The sequence below is a fragment of the Pandoraea sp. NPDC090278 genome (assembly GCF_044772185.1).
GTDB lineage: Bacteria > Pseudomonadota > Gammaproteobacteria > Burkholderiales > Burkholderiaceae > Pandoraea.
This window is the reverse complement of record NZ_JBIVYJ010000002.1, coordinates 805,463-822,089: the sequence shown is the minus strand read 5'-3', so window position 1 is coordinate 822,089 and position 16,627 is coordinate 805,463. Positions and strand designations below refer to the sequence as shown.

The following is a 16,627-nucleotide window of genomic DNA, read 5'->3' as shown; positions in this document are numbered from 1 at the left end:
AGGACGCAGCGTCAGCCACGCAACCCCTTTTATGGAGATTGCCATGCAACAAGACCCGATCGTCATCGTTTCCGCCGCCCGCACGCCGATGGGCGGCCTGCAAGGGGTATTCGGCGATGTCGCCGCGCCCCAACTCGGTGCCGCCGCCATTCGTGCAGCCGTCGAACGCGCCGGCCTGAAGCCGGAGCAGGTCGACGAAGTCGTGATGGGCTGCGTGCTGCCCGCAGGTCAAGGGCAAGCGCCTGCGCGTCAGGCGTCGCTCGGTGCCGGGCTGCCGCTCGCAGCCGGTGCGACCACCGTCAACAAGATGTGCGGCTCCGGCATGCGTGCCGCGATGTTCGCCCACGACATGCTCGCCGCCGGTAGTGCCGACGTCATCGTCGCTGGCGGCATGGAAAGCATGAGCAACGCCCCTTATCTCTTGCCCAAGGCGCGCGCCGGTATGCGCATGGGCCACGGTCAGGTCATCGACCATATGTTCTTCGACGGTCTGGAAGACGCTTACGACAAAGGTCGCCTGATGGGCACCTTCGCCGAAGAGTGCGCCGACCGTTACGCCTTCACCCGCGAAGCGCAAGACGCCTTCGCCATCGCCTCCCTCGAACGCGCGCAGAACGCCACCAAAGACGGCTCCTTCGCGTGGGAAATCACCGCCGTGACGGTGCCCGGCCGCAAGGGCGACACCGTCGTCGAGCAGGACGAGCAGCCGTTCAAGGCCAATCCCGAAAAGATTCCGACGCTCAAGGGTGCCTTCCGCAAGGACGGCACGGTGACGGCCGCCAACTCGTCGTCGATCTCCGACGGCGCTGCCGCACTCGTGCTCATGCGCGAATCGACGGCCAAACGCCTCGGCCTCACGCCGCTCGCACGCATCGCCGGGCACAGCACCTTCGCGCAACAACCGGGCCTGTTCACCACGGCACCGGTCGGCGCGATGCGCAAGCTGTTCGAGAAGACCGGCTGGTCGACGGCCGACGTCGATCTGTTCGAGATCAACGAAGCGTTCGCTGTCGTCGCGATGGCCGCGATGCACGAATTCGATCTGCCGCACGACAAGGTCAACATTCACGGCGGCGCATGTGCGCTCGGCCACCCGATCGGCGCGTCCGGCGCACGCATTCTCGTCACGCTGATCGGCGCACTGCGCAAGACCGGTGGCAAGCGTGGCGTAGCGAGCCTGTGTATCGGCGGCGGCGAAGCGACAGCGATGGCCATCGAGCTCGTCTGATCAACGTACGGGTCTGAACTCACACCGGCGTCCAACGCCGATTCACCGTTTCTACGGGGACACATCGACGTCATGAAAACAGCGCTCATCATCGGTGCCTCACGCGGCATCGGCATGGAATTCGTACGGCAGTATCGCGAAGACGGCTGGCGCGTGATCGCCACCGCACGCAACGAGGACGGTCTGGCCGCCCTGCGCGAACTGGATGCCGAGGCCCTGAAGCTCGACGTCACGCGTGTGGAGTCGCTGTCCGGCCTGTCGTGGCAACTCGATGGCGTGGAACTCGACGTGGCGGTCTACAACGCCGGTGTGAACTCCGAACGCACGACCGGACTCGCGCCGATCACGAAGGACGAGTTCGATCGCGTGTTCCACACCAACGTACTCGGCGCGATGCAGGTCGCGCCGCTCGTGCTGCCCTTCGTGGAAGCAGCGGGCGGCAGCTTCGGTTTCCTGTCGAGCCGCATGGGCAGTGTCGAATTGATGGAGTCGAACGGCAGCTGGTTGTATCGCGCGAGCAAAGCCGCCGTGAATTCGGTCGTCAAGGCGGTGTCGCTCGAAGCCCAGCGCGCGACGTGCGTCGCCATGCACCCGGGTTGGGTGCGCACCGACATGGGCGGCGAGAACGCCGACATCGACGTTGAGACGAGCGTGGCCGGGATGCGCCGCGTGCTGGCCCGCGCCCCGGGCGAGCGCGCTACGCACAACGGCGGCTTTTACAACTACGACGGCGCGCCGTTCCCCTGGTAAATCACGCAGCACCGCAGCACTTGCATCACCCGTAGCACCCATAAGACGCTGTTGCCACACCGCCGTATCTTTTGATTCGCGGGCCAGAAACGTCACTCGGAAACGGAGCCAACATGACGTCCGCCATCGACTTTTATTTCGACTTCGCATCCCCGTATGGGTATTTTGCGAGCACCTGCATCGACGACATCGCTTCGCGCAATGGGCGTGGCGTCGCGTGGCATCCGATCCTGCTCGACATCGTCTACAAGGTGAACGGCACGGGCGCACCGGTGCAGCATCCGATCAAGACGGAGTATCTGAAGAACGACGTGGCGCGCACCGCGCGCTTTCACGGCATCGACTACAAGCGGCCGACGCATTTCCCGATCCCCACGCAAGCCGCCGAGCGCGCCGTGTTGTGGGTACAGGACCATCGCGGCGGCGACTTGTCGGCAGAGTTCGCGAAGTCGATCTTCCGCGCGCTCTACGTCGACGACGTGAACATCGGCGACCCGGCGGAACTGGTCCGGCTCGGCGAAGCGCTCGGCATCGATGGCGCAGCCCTCGACATCGGCATGCACTCGCCCGCCGCCAAGGACCATCTCAAAGCCGAGATCGATCTGGCGATGGCGCGCGGCGTGTTCGGCTCGCCGTTCGTGATCGTGGACGGCGAACCGTTCTGGGGCTTCGACCGCTTCGCGCAGGTCGAGGCCTGTCTGAAGCACGGCAAGATCTGACACTGAAACACCACAAGGCACGACATACGATGGCAAGCCCCCAATCGCCGCAAGACAAAGACCGTGAAGGCTGCCCGTGCGGCGGCCTCGCGTTCGAGGATTGCTGCGCGCGTTACCTCGAACACGGCGAGATTCCGCCCACGGCGGAAGCGCTGATGCGCTCGCGCTACACGGCGTTCGTGCGCCAGAACGCACCGTATCTGCTCGACACGTGGGCGGCACGCACGCGTCCCGCGACGCTCGATTTCGGCGACGCCCCGCAGTGGCTCGGCCTTCAGGTCAAAGCGCATCTACAACGCGACGAGCACCACGCCGAAGTCGAATTCGTCGCCCGTTACAAGGTCGGCGGACGCGCTCACCGGCTGCACGAACGCAGCCGCTTCGAGCGCACCGACGACGGTCGCTGGCGCTACATCGACGGCGACCTGTTCGACTGATCTCGCGACGACGTTCAGCACATCGCTCGCCAAGCACAAGTACTCAACTAAAACTCACACTCCACCGGATTTCGTCACATGCCGATTCTCGAAAGCAAACTCAACCCGCGCGGCGAAGACTTTGCACGCAACGCGTCCGCCATGCAGACCGTAGTCGACGAACTGCGCGCCCGTATCGCGCAACTGGCCGGTGGTGGCGGTGAGGCTGCGCGCAAGAAGCACACCGGCCGTGGCAAGCTGCTGCCGCGCGATCGCGTGCAACAACTGCTCGATCCGGGTTCGCCCTTTCTCGAACTGTCGCAACTCGCCGCGACCGGCATGTATCACGACGACGCACCGGGCGCGGGCATCATCACGGGCATCGGCCGCGTGTCCGGTCAGGAATGCGTGATCGTCTGCAACGACGCCACGGTCAAGGGCGGCACGTACTACCCGATGACGGTCAAGAAGCACCTGCGCGCGCAGGAGATCGCCGAGCAGAACCATCTGCCGTGCATCTATCTCGTCGACTCGGGCGGCGCAAACCTGCCGAATCAGGACGACGTCTTCCCCGATCGCGATCACTTCGGTCGCATCTTCTACAACCAGGCGCAGATGTCGGCGCAAGGCATTCCGCAGATCGCCGTGGTGATGGGCTCGTGCACCGCTGGCGGCGCGTATGTGCCCGCCATGAGCGACGAGTCGATCATCGTCAAGGAACAGGGCACGATTTTCCTCGGCGGTCCGCCGCTGGTGAAGGCCGCCACGGGCGAAGAAGTCAGCGCCGAAGATCTCGGCGGTGCGGACGTCCACACGCGCCTGTCGGGTGTCGCCGATCACTTCGCACAGAACGACGCACACGCGCTGTCCATCGCGCGCAGCATCGCCGCGAACCTCAACCGTCGCAAACCGGCGACTGTGGCCACGAAGACGCCCGTCGAGCCGAAGTACGACGCGCGTGAACTGTACGGCGTGATCCCCGCCGACACGAAGAAACCATTCGACGTGCGCGAAGTGATCGCGCGTCTGGTCGATGGCTCCGAGTTCGACGAATTCAAGGCACGCTACGGCACCACGCTGGTGTGCGGCTTCGCGCATCTGTGGGGCTACCCGGTCGGCATCGTGGCGAATAACGGCATTCTGTTCTCGGAGTCCGCGCAAAAGGGCGCGCACTTCATCGAGCTGTGCTGCCAGCGCAAGATCCCGCTGATCTTCTTGCAGAACATCACGGGCTTCATGGTCGGGCGCAAGTACGAAAACGAAGGCATCGCCAAGCACGGCGCGAAGATGGTGACGGCTGTCGCCACCGCGAACGTGCCGAAGTTCACCGTCATCATCGGCGGCTCGTTCGGCGCGGGTAACTACGGCATGTGCGGTCGCGCCTACTCGCCGCGTTTCCTGTGGATGTGGCCGAACGCGCGCATCTCCGTAATGGGCGGCGAGCAGGCCGCGTCGGTGCTCGCCACGGTCAAGCGCGATGGCATCGAGGGCAAGGGTGGCCAGTGGAGCGCCGAGGAAGAAGACGCCTTCAAGCAGCCGATCCGCGATCAGTACGAACGTCAGGGACATCCGTTCTACGCGAGTGCGCGCTTGTGGGACGACGGCGTGATCGATCCGGCGGACACGCGCACGGTGCTCGGTCTCGGCCTGTCGGCCGCGCTCAATGCGCCGATTCCGGAAACGCGCTTCGGCCTGTTCCGCATGTAATCGCGCGTCATCGCCCACATCGGCTCATCGAGGAATTCCGTCATGCAACTCGCTACGCTCAAGCTCAGTGTCGACGCCCACGTCGCCACCGTTACGCTCAACCGCCCGGACGTGCGCAACGCATTCAACGAGACTGTCATCGAAGAACTGACCGGCACGTTTCGCGCGCTGGCGACGAACGACGACGTGCGCGCCATCGTGCTTGCCGCTGAAGGCGTCGCGTTCTGCGCGGGGGCCGATCTGAACTGGATGAAGAAGATGGCCGGTTACTCGGACACCGAGAACCGTGCCGACGCGATGACGCTCGCCGTCATGCTCAACACGATCTATCGCTGCCCGAAACCGGTGATCGCGCGCGTGCAGGGCGACACGTACGCGGGCGGTGTCGGCCTCGCCGCCGTGGCAGACATCGTGGTCGCCGTCGACACGGCGCACTTCTGCCTGTCCGAAGCCAAGCTCGGCCTGATTCCCGCCACCATCGGCCCGTACGTGATTCGCGCGCTGGGCGAGCAGGCGTCGCGTCGCTATTTCGTGACGGCGGAACGCTTCACGGCCGCCACGGCACAGCGTCTCGGCCTGGTGCACGAGGTCGTGACCGCCGATACGCTCGACAGCACCGTCGGTGCGCTGGCGAAGGCGCTTGTCGACAACAGCCCGAACGCGGTGAAGGAGTGCAAGCGCCTTGTGCAGGACTTCGCCGGGCGCGCCATCGACGAGGCGGCCATTGCCGACACCGCCGAGCGCATCGCGAAGATCCGTGCTTCCGACGAGGGTCGCGAAGGGGTGCGTTCGTTCCTGGAGAAGCGTTCGCCGTCGTGGCGCGACGCGTCCTGAGCGGACCCACGGAAATCATCCAATTCGACGGTTACAAAATTTTTTTGGGAGGGGTGACGGCGGAGATGCCGGAACGTTATCGGCGGGTTTTACGAAATTGTCGATAACGTCTCTTTACGGCTCATAAATCAGCGAATTTTCGCACCAAATCCGCCTATTGCCCTGCCAAATCGCTTTGCCTACCATGCGCCCATCCCCCACCTCCGGCCACGTGCAGCAGCGCAGCGCGCCATGCCCCGCACCGGCCAGCCAGACGGACGACGAGCGTCGGGCATCTCGCCCGGCTTATCGCCCGTCACGGCCCTCCAAGGAGTCAAAGATGGACGCCTCCCCGCGCCCCCCCAACGGTCCCGGCGATCTCGCCGCGCGCAGTCTGCGACAGGTCTGGCACCCCTGCACGCAGATGAAGCAACAGGCAAAGCTGCCCCTCGTCGCGCTGTCTCACGGCGAAGGGCCCTGGCTCGTCGACACCGGCGGCGAACGCTACCTCGATGCGATCAGCTCGTGGTGGGTCAATCTGTTCGGCCACGCGAACCCGCGCATCAACGCGGCGCTGATCGATCAGCTGGGCCGCCTCGAACACGCAATGCTCGCAGGCTTCACGCATGAGCCCGTCGTGTCCTTGTCCGAACGTCTGTCGGCATTGACCGGCGGCGTGCTCGGCCATGCGTTCTTCGCGTCCGACGGTGCGTCGGCCGTCGAGATCGCCTTGAAGATGAGCTTTCACGCGTGGCGCAATCAGGGCCACAGCGACAAGCGCGAATTCGTCTGCGTGCGCAACGGCTATCACGGCGAAACGCTCGGTGCGCTGGCCGTCACCGACGTCGCCCTGTTCCGTGACGCCTACGATCCACTGCTGCGGCACGCGCATGTCGTGGCGTCGCCGGATGCGCGCAATGCCGTGGATGGCGAGACCGCCGTCGACGTGGCCCGTCGCGCCGCCGCCGAACTCGACACGCTGCTCACGCAACGCGAAGGACGCATCGCCGCCGTCATCGTCGAGCCGCTCGTGCAGTGCGCCGCAGGCATGGCGATGCACGACCCCGAATACCTGCGCCTCGTGCGTGCGCTCTGCGACAAGCACGGCGCACACATGATTGCAGACGAAATTGCCGTCGGTTGCGGCCGCACCGGCACGTTCTTCGCGAGCGAGCAGGCTGGCATCTGGCCCGATCTGCTCACGCTCTCCAAGGGCATCAGCGGCGGTTATCTGCCGCTCTCGCTCGTGCTCTCGCGCGATGCGATCTACGACGCCTTCTACGACGACGACACCGCGCGCGGCTTCCTGCACTCGCACTCGTACACCGGCAATCCGCTGGCGTGCCGTGCCGCGCTGGCCACGCTCGACATCTTCGCAGACGACGACGTCCTCGCCAGCAACGCCGTGCGCGCAGCGCGTCTGACGCAAGCCCTCGCATCGCTGGCCGACGATCCGCGCGCGAAGCATTTCCGTCATCGCGGCATGATCTGGGCCTTCGACGCCGTGTTGCCGGACGCCCCCGGCGCGGCAGGTGCCTTCGCGAAGCGCTTCTACACCGAAGCCCGCGCGCGTGGCGTGCTGCTGCGTCCGATCGGCTCGACGGTCTACCTGATGCCGCCGTACGTCCTGGACGACGGCACCACCGACTGGCTGGCCACGCAAACGCTCGCCGCCTTCGATGCGACGATGCAGCAGGAGGTGTCGGCATGACGACCCATCCCCTGCTCGACCGCCTCGACGCCGGACTCGCCGAGATCGACCGTCAGCACCTGCGTCGCCGTCATCGCGTGGTGAGCACGCCGTGCCAGCCGCATCTGAGCGCCGACGGTCGCGACGTCCTCGCCTTCGCGAGCAACGACTATCTCGGGCTGGCCGCACACCCGAAGGTCGTCGAAGCCCTTATCGAAGGCGCGCAACGTTACGGCGCAGGCAGCGGTGCCTCGCACCTCATCAGCGGCCATTCGCAGGCGCACGCGGAACTTGAAGACGCCCTCGCCGACTTCATGTCGCCGCATCTGGTCGACGGTCGCGCGCTGTACTTCTGCACCGGCTACATGGCCAATCTGGCGACGATCTCCGCGCTCGCCAACAAGGACTCGGAGATCTTCTCCGAAGCGCTCAACCACGCCTCGCTGATCGACGGCGCACGGCTCTCGCGCGCGAAGACACACGTCTATCCGCACGGCGACGTCGACGCCCTCGCCGCCCTGCTCGACGCCAGTACGGCCGAGACAAAGCTGATCGTGACCGACGGTGTCTTCTCGATGGACGGCGATATCGCGCCGCTGCCGCAGCTGCTCGCGCTCGCCGAGCGCCACAACGCGTGGCTCATCGTGGACGACGCGCACGGCTTCGGCGTAGTCGGCGAGAACGGACGCGGCGTGTTCGAACACTTCGACATGCGCTCGCCGAACCTCGTGATCATCGGCACGCTCGGCAAGGCGGCCGGTGTCGGTGGCGCGTTCGTCGCGGCCCATCGAAGCGTGATCGAGTGGCTGATCAATCGCGCGCGTCCGTACATCTTCACGACGGCGGCCGCGCCCTCGCAAGCGCATGCGTTGCTCACGAGTCTCGCGATCATCGCGGGCGACGAAGGTCGTGAGCGTCGTGCGACGTTGCAGGCGCGCATTGCGCAACTGCGCGATTCGCTCACGTTGAAGCACTGGCATCACATGGTGTCGCCGACAGGCGTGCAGCCGATCATCCTCGGCGAGAACGCGGCCGCGCTGCACGCGCAGGCCGGGCTGGCCGAGGCCGGACTGTGGGTCCCCGCGATTCGTCCGCCGACGGTAGCGCCTGGCACGTCGCGTCTGCGCCTTACGCTGAGCGCCGCGCATACGGCCGACGACGTCGCGCGACTGACCCGCGCCATCAACCAACTCGACAACGACTGGACGGAGCACGCGCATGGCTGAACGCAACCTCATCACTGCCGCCAATGCCCCGACCGAGCGTGCGACGCCCGCGCGTCACGCGTTCTTCGTCACGGGCACCGATACCGAAATCGGCAAGACGCTCGTCTCGTCGGCGTTGCTGCATGCCGCAGCGCGTCGCGGGCTGGTGTGCGCCGGGCTGAAGTCGGTGGCCGCAGGCGCATCGGAACACAACGGGCGTTTCGTCAATGAAGATGTGGAGCAGTTGCACGACGCGAGCAATCTGAAGCTGCCCGACGACTGGTACTGCCCGTACGTGCTCAAGGACGCGACCGCGCCGCACATCGCCGCCGCCGCCGAGGGCATCGACCTCGATTGCAGCGTGATCCGGGCAGGCTATGCGCGAGTTGCCGCGCGCGCGGACCTCGTGATCGTCGAAGGCGTCGGCGGCTTTCGCGTGCCGCTCGGTCCTGATGCCAGCGCACCCGACACCGCCGATCTGGCGCGTCAGCTCGGCCTGCCGGTGATCCTCGTCGTCGGCCTGCGTCTGGGCTGCATCAGCCATGCGCTGCTCACTGCCGAGGCGATCACGTCGCGCGGTCTCACGATTGCCGGATGGGTCGCCAACCACGTTGATCCGGACATGCGTCATGTGGATGCGAACGTCGATGCGATTGCCGCGCGGCTGGGTGCACCGTTGCTGGGGCGCGTGCCGCATCTGCCGCACCCCGACGCGGCGACCGCGTCCGGCTATCTCGACATTGCGCCGCTGGTCGACAACGCACTGCATCGCACTGCGCAGATGTCGTCCGGCCCTCGTCCGCATACCGCCCCCTGAGCGCGATCCACTCACCGACATCGCGCCAACACCGAACACACAGAATTCAAGGAATCTCACCATGCAAGTTCACGCCCACACCGCCGCTCACGGCCACGACGAAGCCCTGCGCCGTAACGACACGCCCTGGACCGTCGCTGACATTGAGGCGCTGTTCGCCCTGCCTTTCAACGACCTGATCTTCCGCGCACAGCAAGTGCACCGCGAGCATTTCGACGCCAACGCGGTTCAGCTCTCGACGCTGCTTTCGATCAAGACCGGCGGTTGCCCGGAAGACTGCTCGTACTGCCCGCAGTCGGCCCGCTACGACACCGGCGTGGAAGCCGAGAAGCTGATGCCCGTCGAAGAAGTGGTCGCAGCCGCACAACGCGCCAAGGAAGCCGGTGCTACGCGCTTCTGCATGGGTGCCGCGTGGCGCAGCCCGAAGCCGCATCAGGTCGACGCCGTGGGCGAGATGGTGCGCAGCGTGAAGGCGCTCGGTCTGGAGACGTGCGTGACGCTCGGCATGCTGCGTGACGGTCAGGCGCAACAGCTGCGCGACGCAGGTCTCGACTACTACAACCACAACCTCGATACGTCGCCGGAGTTCTACGGTCAGATCATCACGACGCGCACGTATCAGGACCGTCTCGACACGCTCGCCCGCGTGCGTGACGCCGGTCTCAAGGTGTGCTGCGGCGGCATCGTCGGTCTGGGCGAAACGCGCCGTGAGCGCGCCGGTCTGATCGCGCAACTCGCGAACATGTCGCCGTATCCGGAGTCGGTGCCCATCAACAACCTGATGAAGGTCGAGGGCACGCCGCTGGAGAACAACGAGAGCGTGGATCCGTTCGACTTCGTGCGCATGATCGCCGTGGCACGTATCACGATGCCGCGCGCGATGGTGCGTCTGTCGGCCGGACGCGAAATGATGGACGACTCGCTGCAATCGCTGTGCTTCCTCGCCGGGGCGAACTCGATGTTCTACGGCGAGAAGCTGCTCGTGACGCAGAACCCGCAGGCCGAAGCCGACCGCGCGCTGCTCGCACGCCTCGGCATGCGCACGTCGACCGAAGAGAAGCTCGGTGCGGAGAATGCTGGCGACGCAAGCGATTGCGACGCATTGAAGCCCTGCGCGACCCACTAAGTGGCGTAATGCGGTTGCCGCGCAGGTGTTGAAGGATGAATGCGGCCACAACGATCAGATCGCAACAGACGGTCCGTTGTGGCGGCAAAGCTGAATAGCAAAGAGAATGGTGTCATCGCGCCGACGCTCCGTCACAAGCGGAGACGTTAGTCACTGACGCCGCCCAAATCGATCATTTTCCGGAGGCAACATGTTCGACAAAATCCTCATCGCCAACCGCGGCGAAATCGCGTGCCGCGTGGCCGCCACGGCCTCACGGCTGGGCATCCGCACGGTCGCTGTCTATTCCGACGCCGATGCACACGCCAAGCATGTGGCCGTGTGCGACGAGGCGGTACATGTCGGCGGTGCGGCCGCGCGCGAGAGCTACCTGCGCATCGACGCCATCATCAATGCCGCCAAAGCCACGGGCGCGCAGGCGATCCACCCGGGCTACGGCTTCCTGTCCGAAAACGAAGCGTTCGCCGCCGCCTGCCATGAGGCCGGGATCGTCTTCATCGGCCCGCCGGTCGGCGCCATCCACGCAATGGGCAGCAAGAGCGCCGCCAAGACGCTGATGGAAGGCGCGGCCGTGCCGCTCGTGCCGGGCTATCACGGCGACAATCAGGACGCCGCCTTCCTCCACGCGCGCGCCGACGAGATCGGCTACCCGGTGCTGCTCAAGGCCAGCGCCGGTGGTGGCGGTAAGGGCATGCGCGTGGTCGAGCGCAGTGAAGATTTCCGCGCCGCGCTCGCCTCGTGCCAGCGTGAAGCCGCGAGCAGCTTCGGCGACGAGCGCGTGCTCGTGGAAAAGTATCTGACGCGTCCGCGTCACATCGAAATTCAGGTGTTCGCCGACACGCACGGCAACTGCGTCTATCTGTTCGAGCGCGACTGCTCGGTGCAGCGTCGCCACCAGAAGGTGCTGGAAGAAGCGCCTGCCCCGGGCATGACCGAAGCGCGTCGCCGTGCGATGGGCGAAGCAGCGTGCAATGCCGCGCGCGCCGTGGGTTACGTCGGTGCGGGCACCGTCGAGTTCATCGCCAATCAGGACGGTTCGTTCTACTTCATGGAGATGAATACGCGTCTTCAGGTGGAGCACCCCGTCACCGAAATGATCACCGGCCTCGATCTGGTCGAATGGCAACTGCGTGTGGCCGCTGGCGAAGTGCTGCCGCGCAAGCAGGACGAACTGCGCATTCACGGCCACGCGCTCGAAGCGCGTATCTACGCCGAGAATCCGGACAACAACTTCCTGCCGTCGACGGGCACGCTCACGACACTGCGTCCGCCCGCTGCGGTGCAGTTCGAGATCGGCGGCACGACGTCTCCGGCGGGCGTGCGGATCGACTCGGGCGTGCGCGAGGGCGACACCATCTCCCCGTTCTACGATCCGATGATCGCCAAGCTGATCGTGTGGGGGCAGGACCGCGACGAAGCGCTCGCGCGCATGCGTCGTGCGCTGGGCCAGTATCGTGTGGTCGGCGTGCAGACGAACATCGCGTTCCTCGGGCGTCTCGTGGCGAGCGAACCGTTCGCCGGGGCCGACCTCGATACGGGCCTCATCGAACGCCATCGCGACACGCTGTTCCCGGCTGCCGCCCCCGTGCCCGCCACGACGCTCGCGCTGGCCGTCGCCGCACAACTCTCACGCGAAACGGTCGTCGGCTTCCGTAAGTATCAAGACAGCATCGACCGTCATTCGCCGTGGCAACTCGCGACGGGCTGGCGGCTGAACGGCGACTATCAGCGCACGCTCTCGTTCGATCATGGCGAGACGCGCCTTGATGTCGTGCTCACGAGCGGTGCACAAGCCAGCACGCTGACCGTCGACGGACAGACTTACCCGTATCGCTATGCCCACGATGGCGGCGTGTACCGCGTGACGCTCGGCGAGCGCCGCGTGCAAGGCTACGTCGACTTCGAACATGAGACGGCCCACGTCTTCGCCGACGGTCAGTCGTGGACGCTGCGCTGGCACGATCCGCTCGCACAGGCAGGCGCGCAGGAAGGCGGCGAAGGCCGTCTGACCGCACCGATGCCGGGCAAGGTCATCGCCGTGCTTGCGGTGCCGGGTGCGAAGGTCGAGAAAGGCGCGCCGCTGCTCGTGATGGAAGCGATGAAGATGGAACACACCATCAGCGCACCGGCCGACGGCGAGATCGAAGAAGTGCTGTACGCCGTGGGCGATCAGGTGCCGGAAGGCGCGCAGTTGCTGGCGTTCAAGCGGTGAGTTTTATAGCGTTGTAAGTACCATGTCGCGCACGAAGGCCCGAAATCATGCCGAATCGTGCGCGGACGCGCTGAGGATCGTCTGACGCCGGAATTGCTCCGGCGTCAGTCCCGACTGACGCGTGAACATCTCGATGAACGCCGACGGTGTGGCGTAGCCCAGATCGAACGCAATCGACTTCACCGTCCGCCCAGCCTCCAATCCCTCGATGGCCCGCAGAAAGCGCATGCGCTGCCGCCATTGCCCCAGTGTCATTCCCAACTCCGTCAGGCAGTGACGCGCCAATGTGCGCTCCGTCATTGACATCGTTTTCGCCCACGCGGCGAGCGTGCGATTGTCGGCGGGCTCGCTCTGTAACGCGTCCAGCACACGTACCAACGAGGGCGAACTCGCCTGCGGCAGGAAGCGCGGTTCCGCCGGGGCCAGCGCGATCTGGTCGATGAACACCTGCGCGAGCCGACGGTCGGCGTCGGTCTGCGGACACGCGACGCCGCGCTCCGCGAAGTCCAGCAGGATCGCGCGCAGCAAGCCGCTAATGCGCAACGTCGCTGCCTTCGCCGGGAGGGCGCTCGCGAGCGAGGCGTCGATGTACACGGAGCGGTAGATCACGGCGTCCGCGTTGAAGCTCGCGTGCGTCGCCTTTGGCGGCACCCACACGGCGTATTGCGGCGGCGAGAGAAAGCGCGTGCCCTCGATCTCGATCTGCATGACACCGTTCGCCACATAACTGAACGTGCCCCAGTCGTGACGATGCGGCACCCAGGCGGTCTGCGCGTCGAACTCGTCGTAGCGGAAGTAGACCGGGTACGGCAGCGTCTTGAAGGTCGGCCAGTTGTAGCGAACGGTCATGGTGAGGGGGCAAACGTAGAGGGGCAGCCTGCCCGTGCGGGTCGATGGCGCCCATCTTACCGGTCGCCGGTCTCCTCTGCGCAAACTCTCGCTTCCGGTGTCATGCTGCTGGCTGACGCGCGTCACCCCGTCGGGTGGTCGATGGACTCGACCGGCCCGATGGCCGTTGGCACCACGCGCTGCAACGCATTCCCTTGCATCAGGAGAACGTATGAATATCGGATTTCTCGGACTCGGCACGATGGGCGCCCCGATGGCGCGCAATCTGTTGAAGGCAGGCTACTCGCTGCGCGTGTGGAACCGTTCGCGCGGCCCCGTGGACGCCCTCGCGGCCGAGGGTGCCACGCCGACGGCAAGCCCCGCACAGGCCGCGCTGGGTGTCGACGTGCTGATCGCCATGCTGGCCGACGACGACACCTCGCGCACGGTGCTGTGCGACGGTGGCGCGCTGCACGCGCTCACGCGCGGCGCCATCGTGGTGAATATGGCCACCGTCTCACTCGACTTCGCCCGCGAGATGCGCGCGCAGTGCGAGACGCTGGGCCTGCGCTATCTGGCCGCACCGGTGTTGGGACGTGTGAACGTGGCCGAAGCCGGAAAACTCAACGTGCTGGTGGCAGGCGAAGCGTCCGTCATCGATACGGTCCAGCCGCTGCTCGACGTACTCGGTCAGCGCACCTGGCGGTTCGGTGACACGCCGGAACAGGCGAACGTCGTGAAGCTCGCGTCGAACTTCATGATCGCCAGCGCCATCGAGTCGATGAGCGAGGCGGCTGCGCTCGCACAAGGTCATGGGGTCGCAGGCAGCGACTTCATCGAGATGGTCACCTCGACGGTTTTCAACACGCCCGCCTACACCGGATACGGCGGGGCGATTTCGAAGCAGGTGTTCGAACCGGCGGGCTTCAAGCTCGCACTCGGCGCGAAAGACGTGCGCCTGGCGTTGCTCGCCGGTGAAGCCGCAAACGTTCCCATGCCGTTCGCGAGCGTGCTGCGCGACAACCACCTCGACAGCCTCGCGCACGATGAGGGACAGCTCGACTGGGCCGCGCTTTCGCGTGTTGCCTTGCGCCGCGCGGGTTTGCCGCGAGGTCAGGGCGAGGGCAGCGAGGAAGGTAACGACGGATCGTGACGTTAGCTACGCGTCCAGCGGGGAACTTCGTCAGCACGCGTATCGCGGTGTTTGCGCAAGGTTCCTAAGGAGGGTTCCTAGAAAATCTGGCAGCGGCCTCGGACGACGGTCGCTGCCATGCGGATCTCCGGGGTTTCGGAATTTTCATAAGGATTCCGAATAGGTGTTCGCCAATATTCTCGATGTCGATTTCAACCATGCGCGCCAACGCGCTCGACATCATGAACCAACGTCCACACCTGAACACCGGCCTGCGCACCCTCGCGCTCGCCGCGACGCTCGCGTTGCTCGCACTGCCGTCCGGCGTCAATGCACAAAGCGACGTGACGCTCTACGGCACGATCGACTCCGGTATCGTGCACGCCAATCACACCGCGGTCGCGAGCGGCCCCGAGTCGTTCACCGGCATTACGAGCAACATCATCGGCGGCAGCCGCTGGGGCCTGCGCGGCACGGAATCGCTGGGCAACGGCCTCTCGGCGCTGTTCCAGATCGAAAGCGGCTTCAATGCCGTCAACGGATCGATGGGCAACGGCGGTCTCGCATTCGGGCGCAAGGCCATCGTGGGTCTGCGCAGCAGCGAATGGGGCGAAGTGACGATCGGCCGTCAGTACGACCCGGTCGTCAATCTCGTGCAGGGTCTGACGGCAGACGGCTACTTCGGTGGCTTCTTCGCCACGCCGGGCGACGTTGACAACTACGACAACGGCGCACGCATCAACAACTCGATCCGTTACGCCACGCCGAACTTCGGTGGTCTGCAATTCGAAGGGATGTATGCGACCGGCAACGTCGCAGGGAAGACCGGTGCGGGTCGCTCATACGGCCTTGCGGGGGCCTACAGCAATGGTCCGGTGGCCTTGGCGGCCGGTTACTTCTTCGCGGATGGCGGCAGCAATCGCGGGAACCCGCTCGCCAACGGTGACTGGCCGTATCGCGAATGGACGAGCAGCGCGGGTTCGCTGTTCAATTCGCCGATCAATGCCGGTTTCCGAACGGCAAGCAAAGTAAGCATCGCACGGGTGGGTGGTAAGTACGCGATCGGTCCGGCGATTCTCGGCGTGACGTTCTCGAACGCGCAGTACGCGAGCGACGCCATGTCGCTGTTCACCGGGACGGCGAAGTTCGACAGCGTGAATGCGTTCGCCACCTATGCGCTGACGCCAGCCATCAACACCGGTATCGGCTACAGCTACACGCGCATGCGCGCCGACGGCACCCTCGGTGCGCATTACAACCAGTTCAATGCGGGCGTCACCTATGCATTGTCCAAGCGCACGTCCACCTATGTGATTGGCGGCTATCAGCAAGCGGTCGGCAAGACACTGAATCAGGGACGAGCGGTGGAAGCGACGGCCTCGGTCGGCTCCTATGGCATCGACGCCGGTGCCCGCACGCAGTTGCTGCTTGGCATGGGACTGAAGCACAGCTTCTGATCGTCCGTCTCCGGCCCATCGGCATTCGGCCCGAACCCGTGAAGGCATGCGGGTTTGGGCCGGTTTTCCCGAGGAATCAATGGCATTCGAATTCAAACGGATGTTTGGAATAACTCATTAATTCGTCTAGAAAAATACACTATTTACGATTTTAAGGGTTTACCCTATTCGGGAATCTATTTAGAATTCACTCCATTGAAGATTCATGCAGTTGCGACCGGCGCTCACCACGCTTTTTGATTTCCCTTCGAATTCGATGCGTACCGGTTTATCCCGGATCGTCTCGGCGCTGCACTCAACGGGGAGAAGTGTTGTGGTTTTCGTCAGTTGGTTGGTTGTCGCGGCATTGGCCGTTTCGGTGTCGGCAGCACGTGTGAAGCAGTTGCACCGCCGTGCAGTGCGCAACGCCTCGGCAGCGCACATGGACCGCGTGTTGCGTTATCGCCGTAGCCACCGTGTCGCGCCGTGCCCTCGCATTCAGTTTAAAGACGCCGCGTAATTCCGCGTCGTCTTGCAGCAGGTGGTAG

Annotated in this window: 14 protein-coding genes and 1 pseudogene; 14 read left to right on the top strand and 1 reads right to left on the bottom strand. The window is 65.1% G+C overall.

Features of this window, described 5'->3' with window-relative positions:
- Positions 1–43: 43 nt before the first annotated feature.
- The 11 genes and pseudogenes from ACIQWO_RS12060 (at position 44) to ACIQWO_RS12010 (ending at position 12,683) form a co-directional block, all read left to right on the top strand.
- The gene (locus ACIQWO_RS12060; protein ID WP_402823693.1) at positions 44–1,228 is read left to right on the top strand and encodes an acetyl-CoA C-acetyltransferase; all 1,185 of its coding nucleotides are present in this window, start codon (positions 44–46) and stop codon (positions 1,226–1,228) included.
- Positions 1,229–1,300: 72 nt separating this feature from the next.
- Positions 1,301–1,978 carry an SDR family oxidoreductase gene (locus tag ACIQWO_RS12055; RefSeq protein ID WP_402823690.1) on the top strand — a complete coding sequence of 226 codons (678 nt, stop codon included), beginning with the start codon at positions 1,301–1,303 and terminating at the stop codon, positions 1,976–1,978.
- Between the two features lie 113 nt (positions 1,979–2,091).
- The gene (locus ACIQWO_RS12050; protein ID WP_150736554.1) at positions 2,092–2,697 is read left to right on the top strand and encodes a 2-hydroxychromene-2-carboxylate isomerase; all 606 of its coding nucleotides are present in this window, start codon (positions 2,092–2,094) and stop codon (positions 2,695–2,697) included.
- 29 nt (positions 2,698–2,726) lie between these two features.
- Positions 2,727–3,134, top strand: a complete 408-nt coding sequence (locus ACIQWO_RS12045; RefSeq protein ID WP_150736553.1) for a YchJ family protein — start codon at positions 2,727–2,729, stop codon at positions 3,132–3,134.
- A 78-nt stretch (positions 3,135–3,212) separates the two neighbouring features.
- Positions 3,213–4,820, top strand: coding sequence for a carboxyl transferase domain-containing protein (locus ACIQWO_RS12040; protein WP_150575285.1), 1,608 nt, complete (start codon positions 3,213–3,215; stop codon positions 4,818–4,820).
- Between the two features lie 42 nt (positions 4,821–4,862).
- Positions 4,863–5,654, top strand: coding sequence for an enoyl-CoA hydratase/isomerase family protein (locus ACIQWO_RS12035; protein WP_233326887.1), 792 nt, complete (start codon positions 4,863–4,865; stop codon positions 5,652–5,654).
- 319 nt (positions 5,655–5,973) lie between these two features.
- Positions 5,974–7,344, top strand: a complete 1,371-nt coding sequence (bioA, locus tag ACIQWO_RS12030; protein ID WP_402823683.1) for an adenosylmethionine--8-amino-7-oxononanoate transaminase — start codon at positions 5,974–5,976, stop codon at positions 7,342–7,344.
- Positions 7,341–8,549, top strand: a complete 1,209-nt coding sequence (gene bioF / locus ACIQWO_RS12025) for an 8-amino-7-oxononanoate synthase (RefSeq protein ID WP_402823680.1) — start codon at positions 7,341–7,343, stop codon at positions 8,547–8,549. The genes bioA and bioF overlap by 4 nt, the downstream gene beginning before the upstream one ends.
- Positions 8,542–9,345, top strand: coding sequence for a dethiobiotin synthase (gene bioD / locus ACIQWO_RS12020; protein WP_402823677.1), 804 nt, complete (start codon positions 8,542–8,544; stop codon positions 9,343–9,345). The genes bioF and bioD overlap by 8 nt, the downstream gene beginning before the upstream one ends.
- 136 nt (positions 9,346–9,481) lie before the next feature.
- Positions 9,482–10,471 (top strand): annotated as a pseudogene (gene bioB / locus ACIQWO_RS12015) (biotin synthase BioB); the annotation flags it as partial.
- Positions 10,472–10,661: 190 nt separating this feature from the next.
- The gene (locus ACIQWO_RS12010; protein WP_402823674.1) at positions 10,662–12,683 is read left to right on the top strand and encodes an acetyl-CoA carboxylase biotin carboxylase subunit; all 2,022 of its coding nucleotides are present in this window, start codon (positions 10,662–10,664) and stop codon (positions 12,681–12,683) included.
- A gap of 45 nt (positions 12,684–12,728) precedes the next feature.
- Here the strand turns inward: ACIQWO_RS12010 and ACIQWO_RS12005 are convergent, their stop codons facing one another.
- Positions 12,729–13,532: an AraC family transcriptional regulator gene (locus tag ACIQWO_RS12005; RefSeq protein WP_402823671.1), complete on the bottom strand. Its 804-nt coding sequence runs from the start codon at positions 13,530–13,532 to the stop codon at positions 12,729–12,731.
- Between the two features lie 34 nt (positions 13,533–13,566).
- Here ACIQWO_RS12005 and ACIQWO_RS12000 point away from each other — a divergent pair, with 34 nt between their 5' ends.
- From ACIQWO_RS12000 to ACIQWO_RS11990, 3 genes are all read left to right on the top strand, one after another.
- Positions 13,567–14,664, top strand: a complete 1,098-nt coding sequence (locus ACIQWO_RS12000; RefSeq protein ID WP_402823668.1) for an NAD(P)-dependent oxidoreductase — start codon at positions 13,567–13,569, stop codon at positions 14,662–14,664.
- Between the two features lie 221 nt (positions 14,665–14,885).
- On the top strand, positions 14,886–16,100 hold the full coding sequence (locus ACIQWO_RS11995) for a porin (RefSeq protein ID WP_402823957.1): 1,215 nt from the start codon (positions 14,886–14,888) through the stop codon (positions 16,098–16,100).
- A 205-nt stretch (positions 16,101–16,305) separates the two neighbouring features.
- Positions 16,306–16,599: a hypothetical protein gene (locus tag ACIQWO_RS11990; protein ID WP_402823665.1), complete on the top strand. Its 294-nt coding sequence runs from the start codon at positions 16,306–16,308 to the stop codon at positions 16,597–16,599.
- Positions 16,600–16,627: the final 28 nt, after the last annotated feature.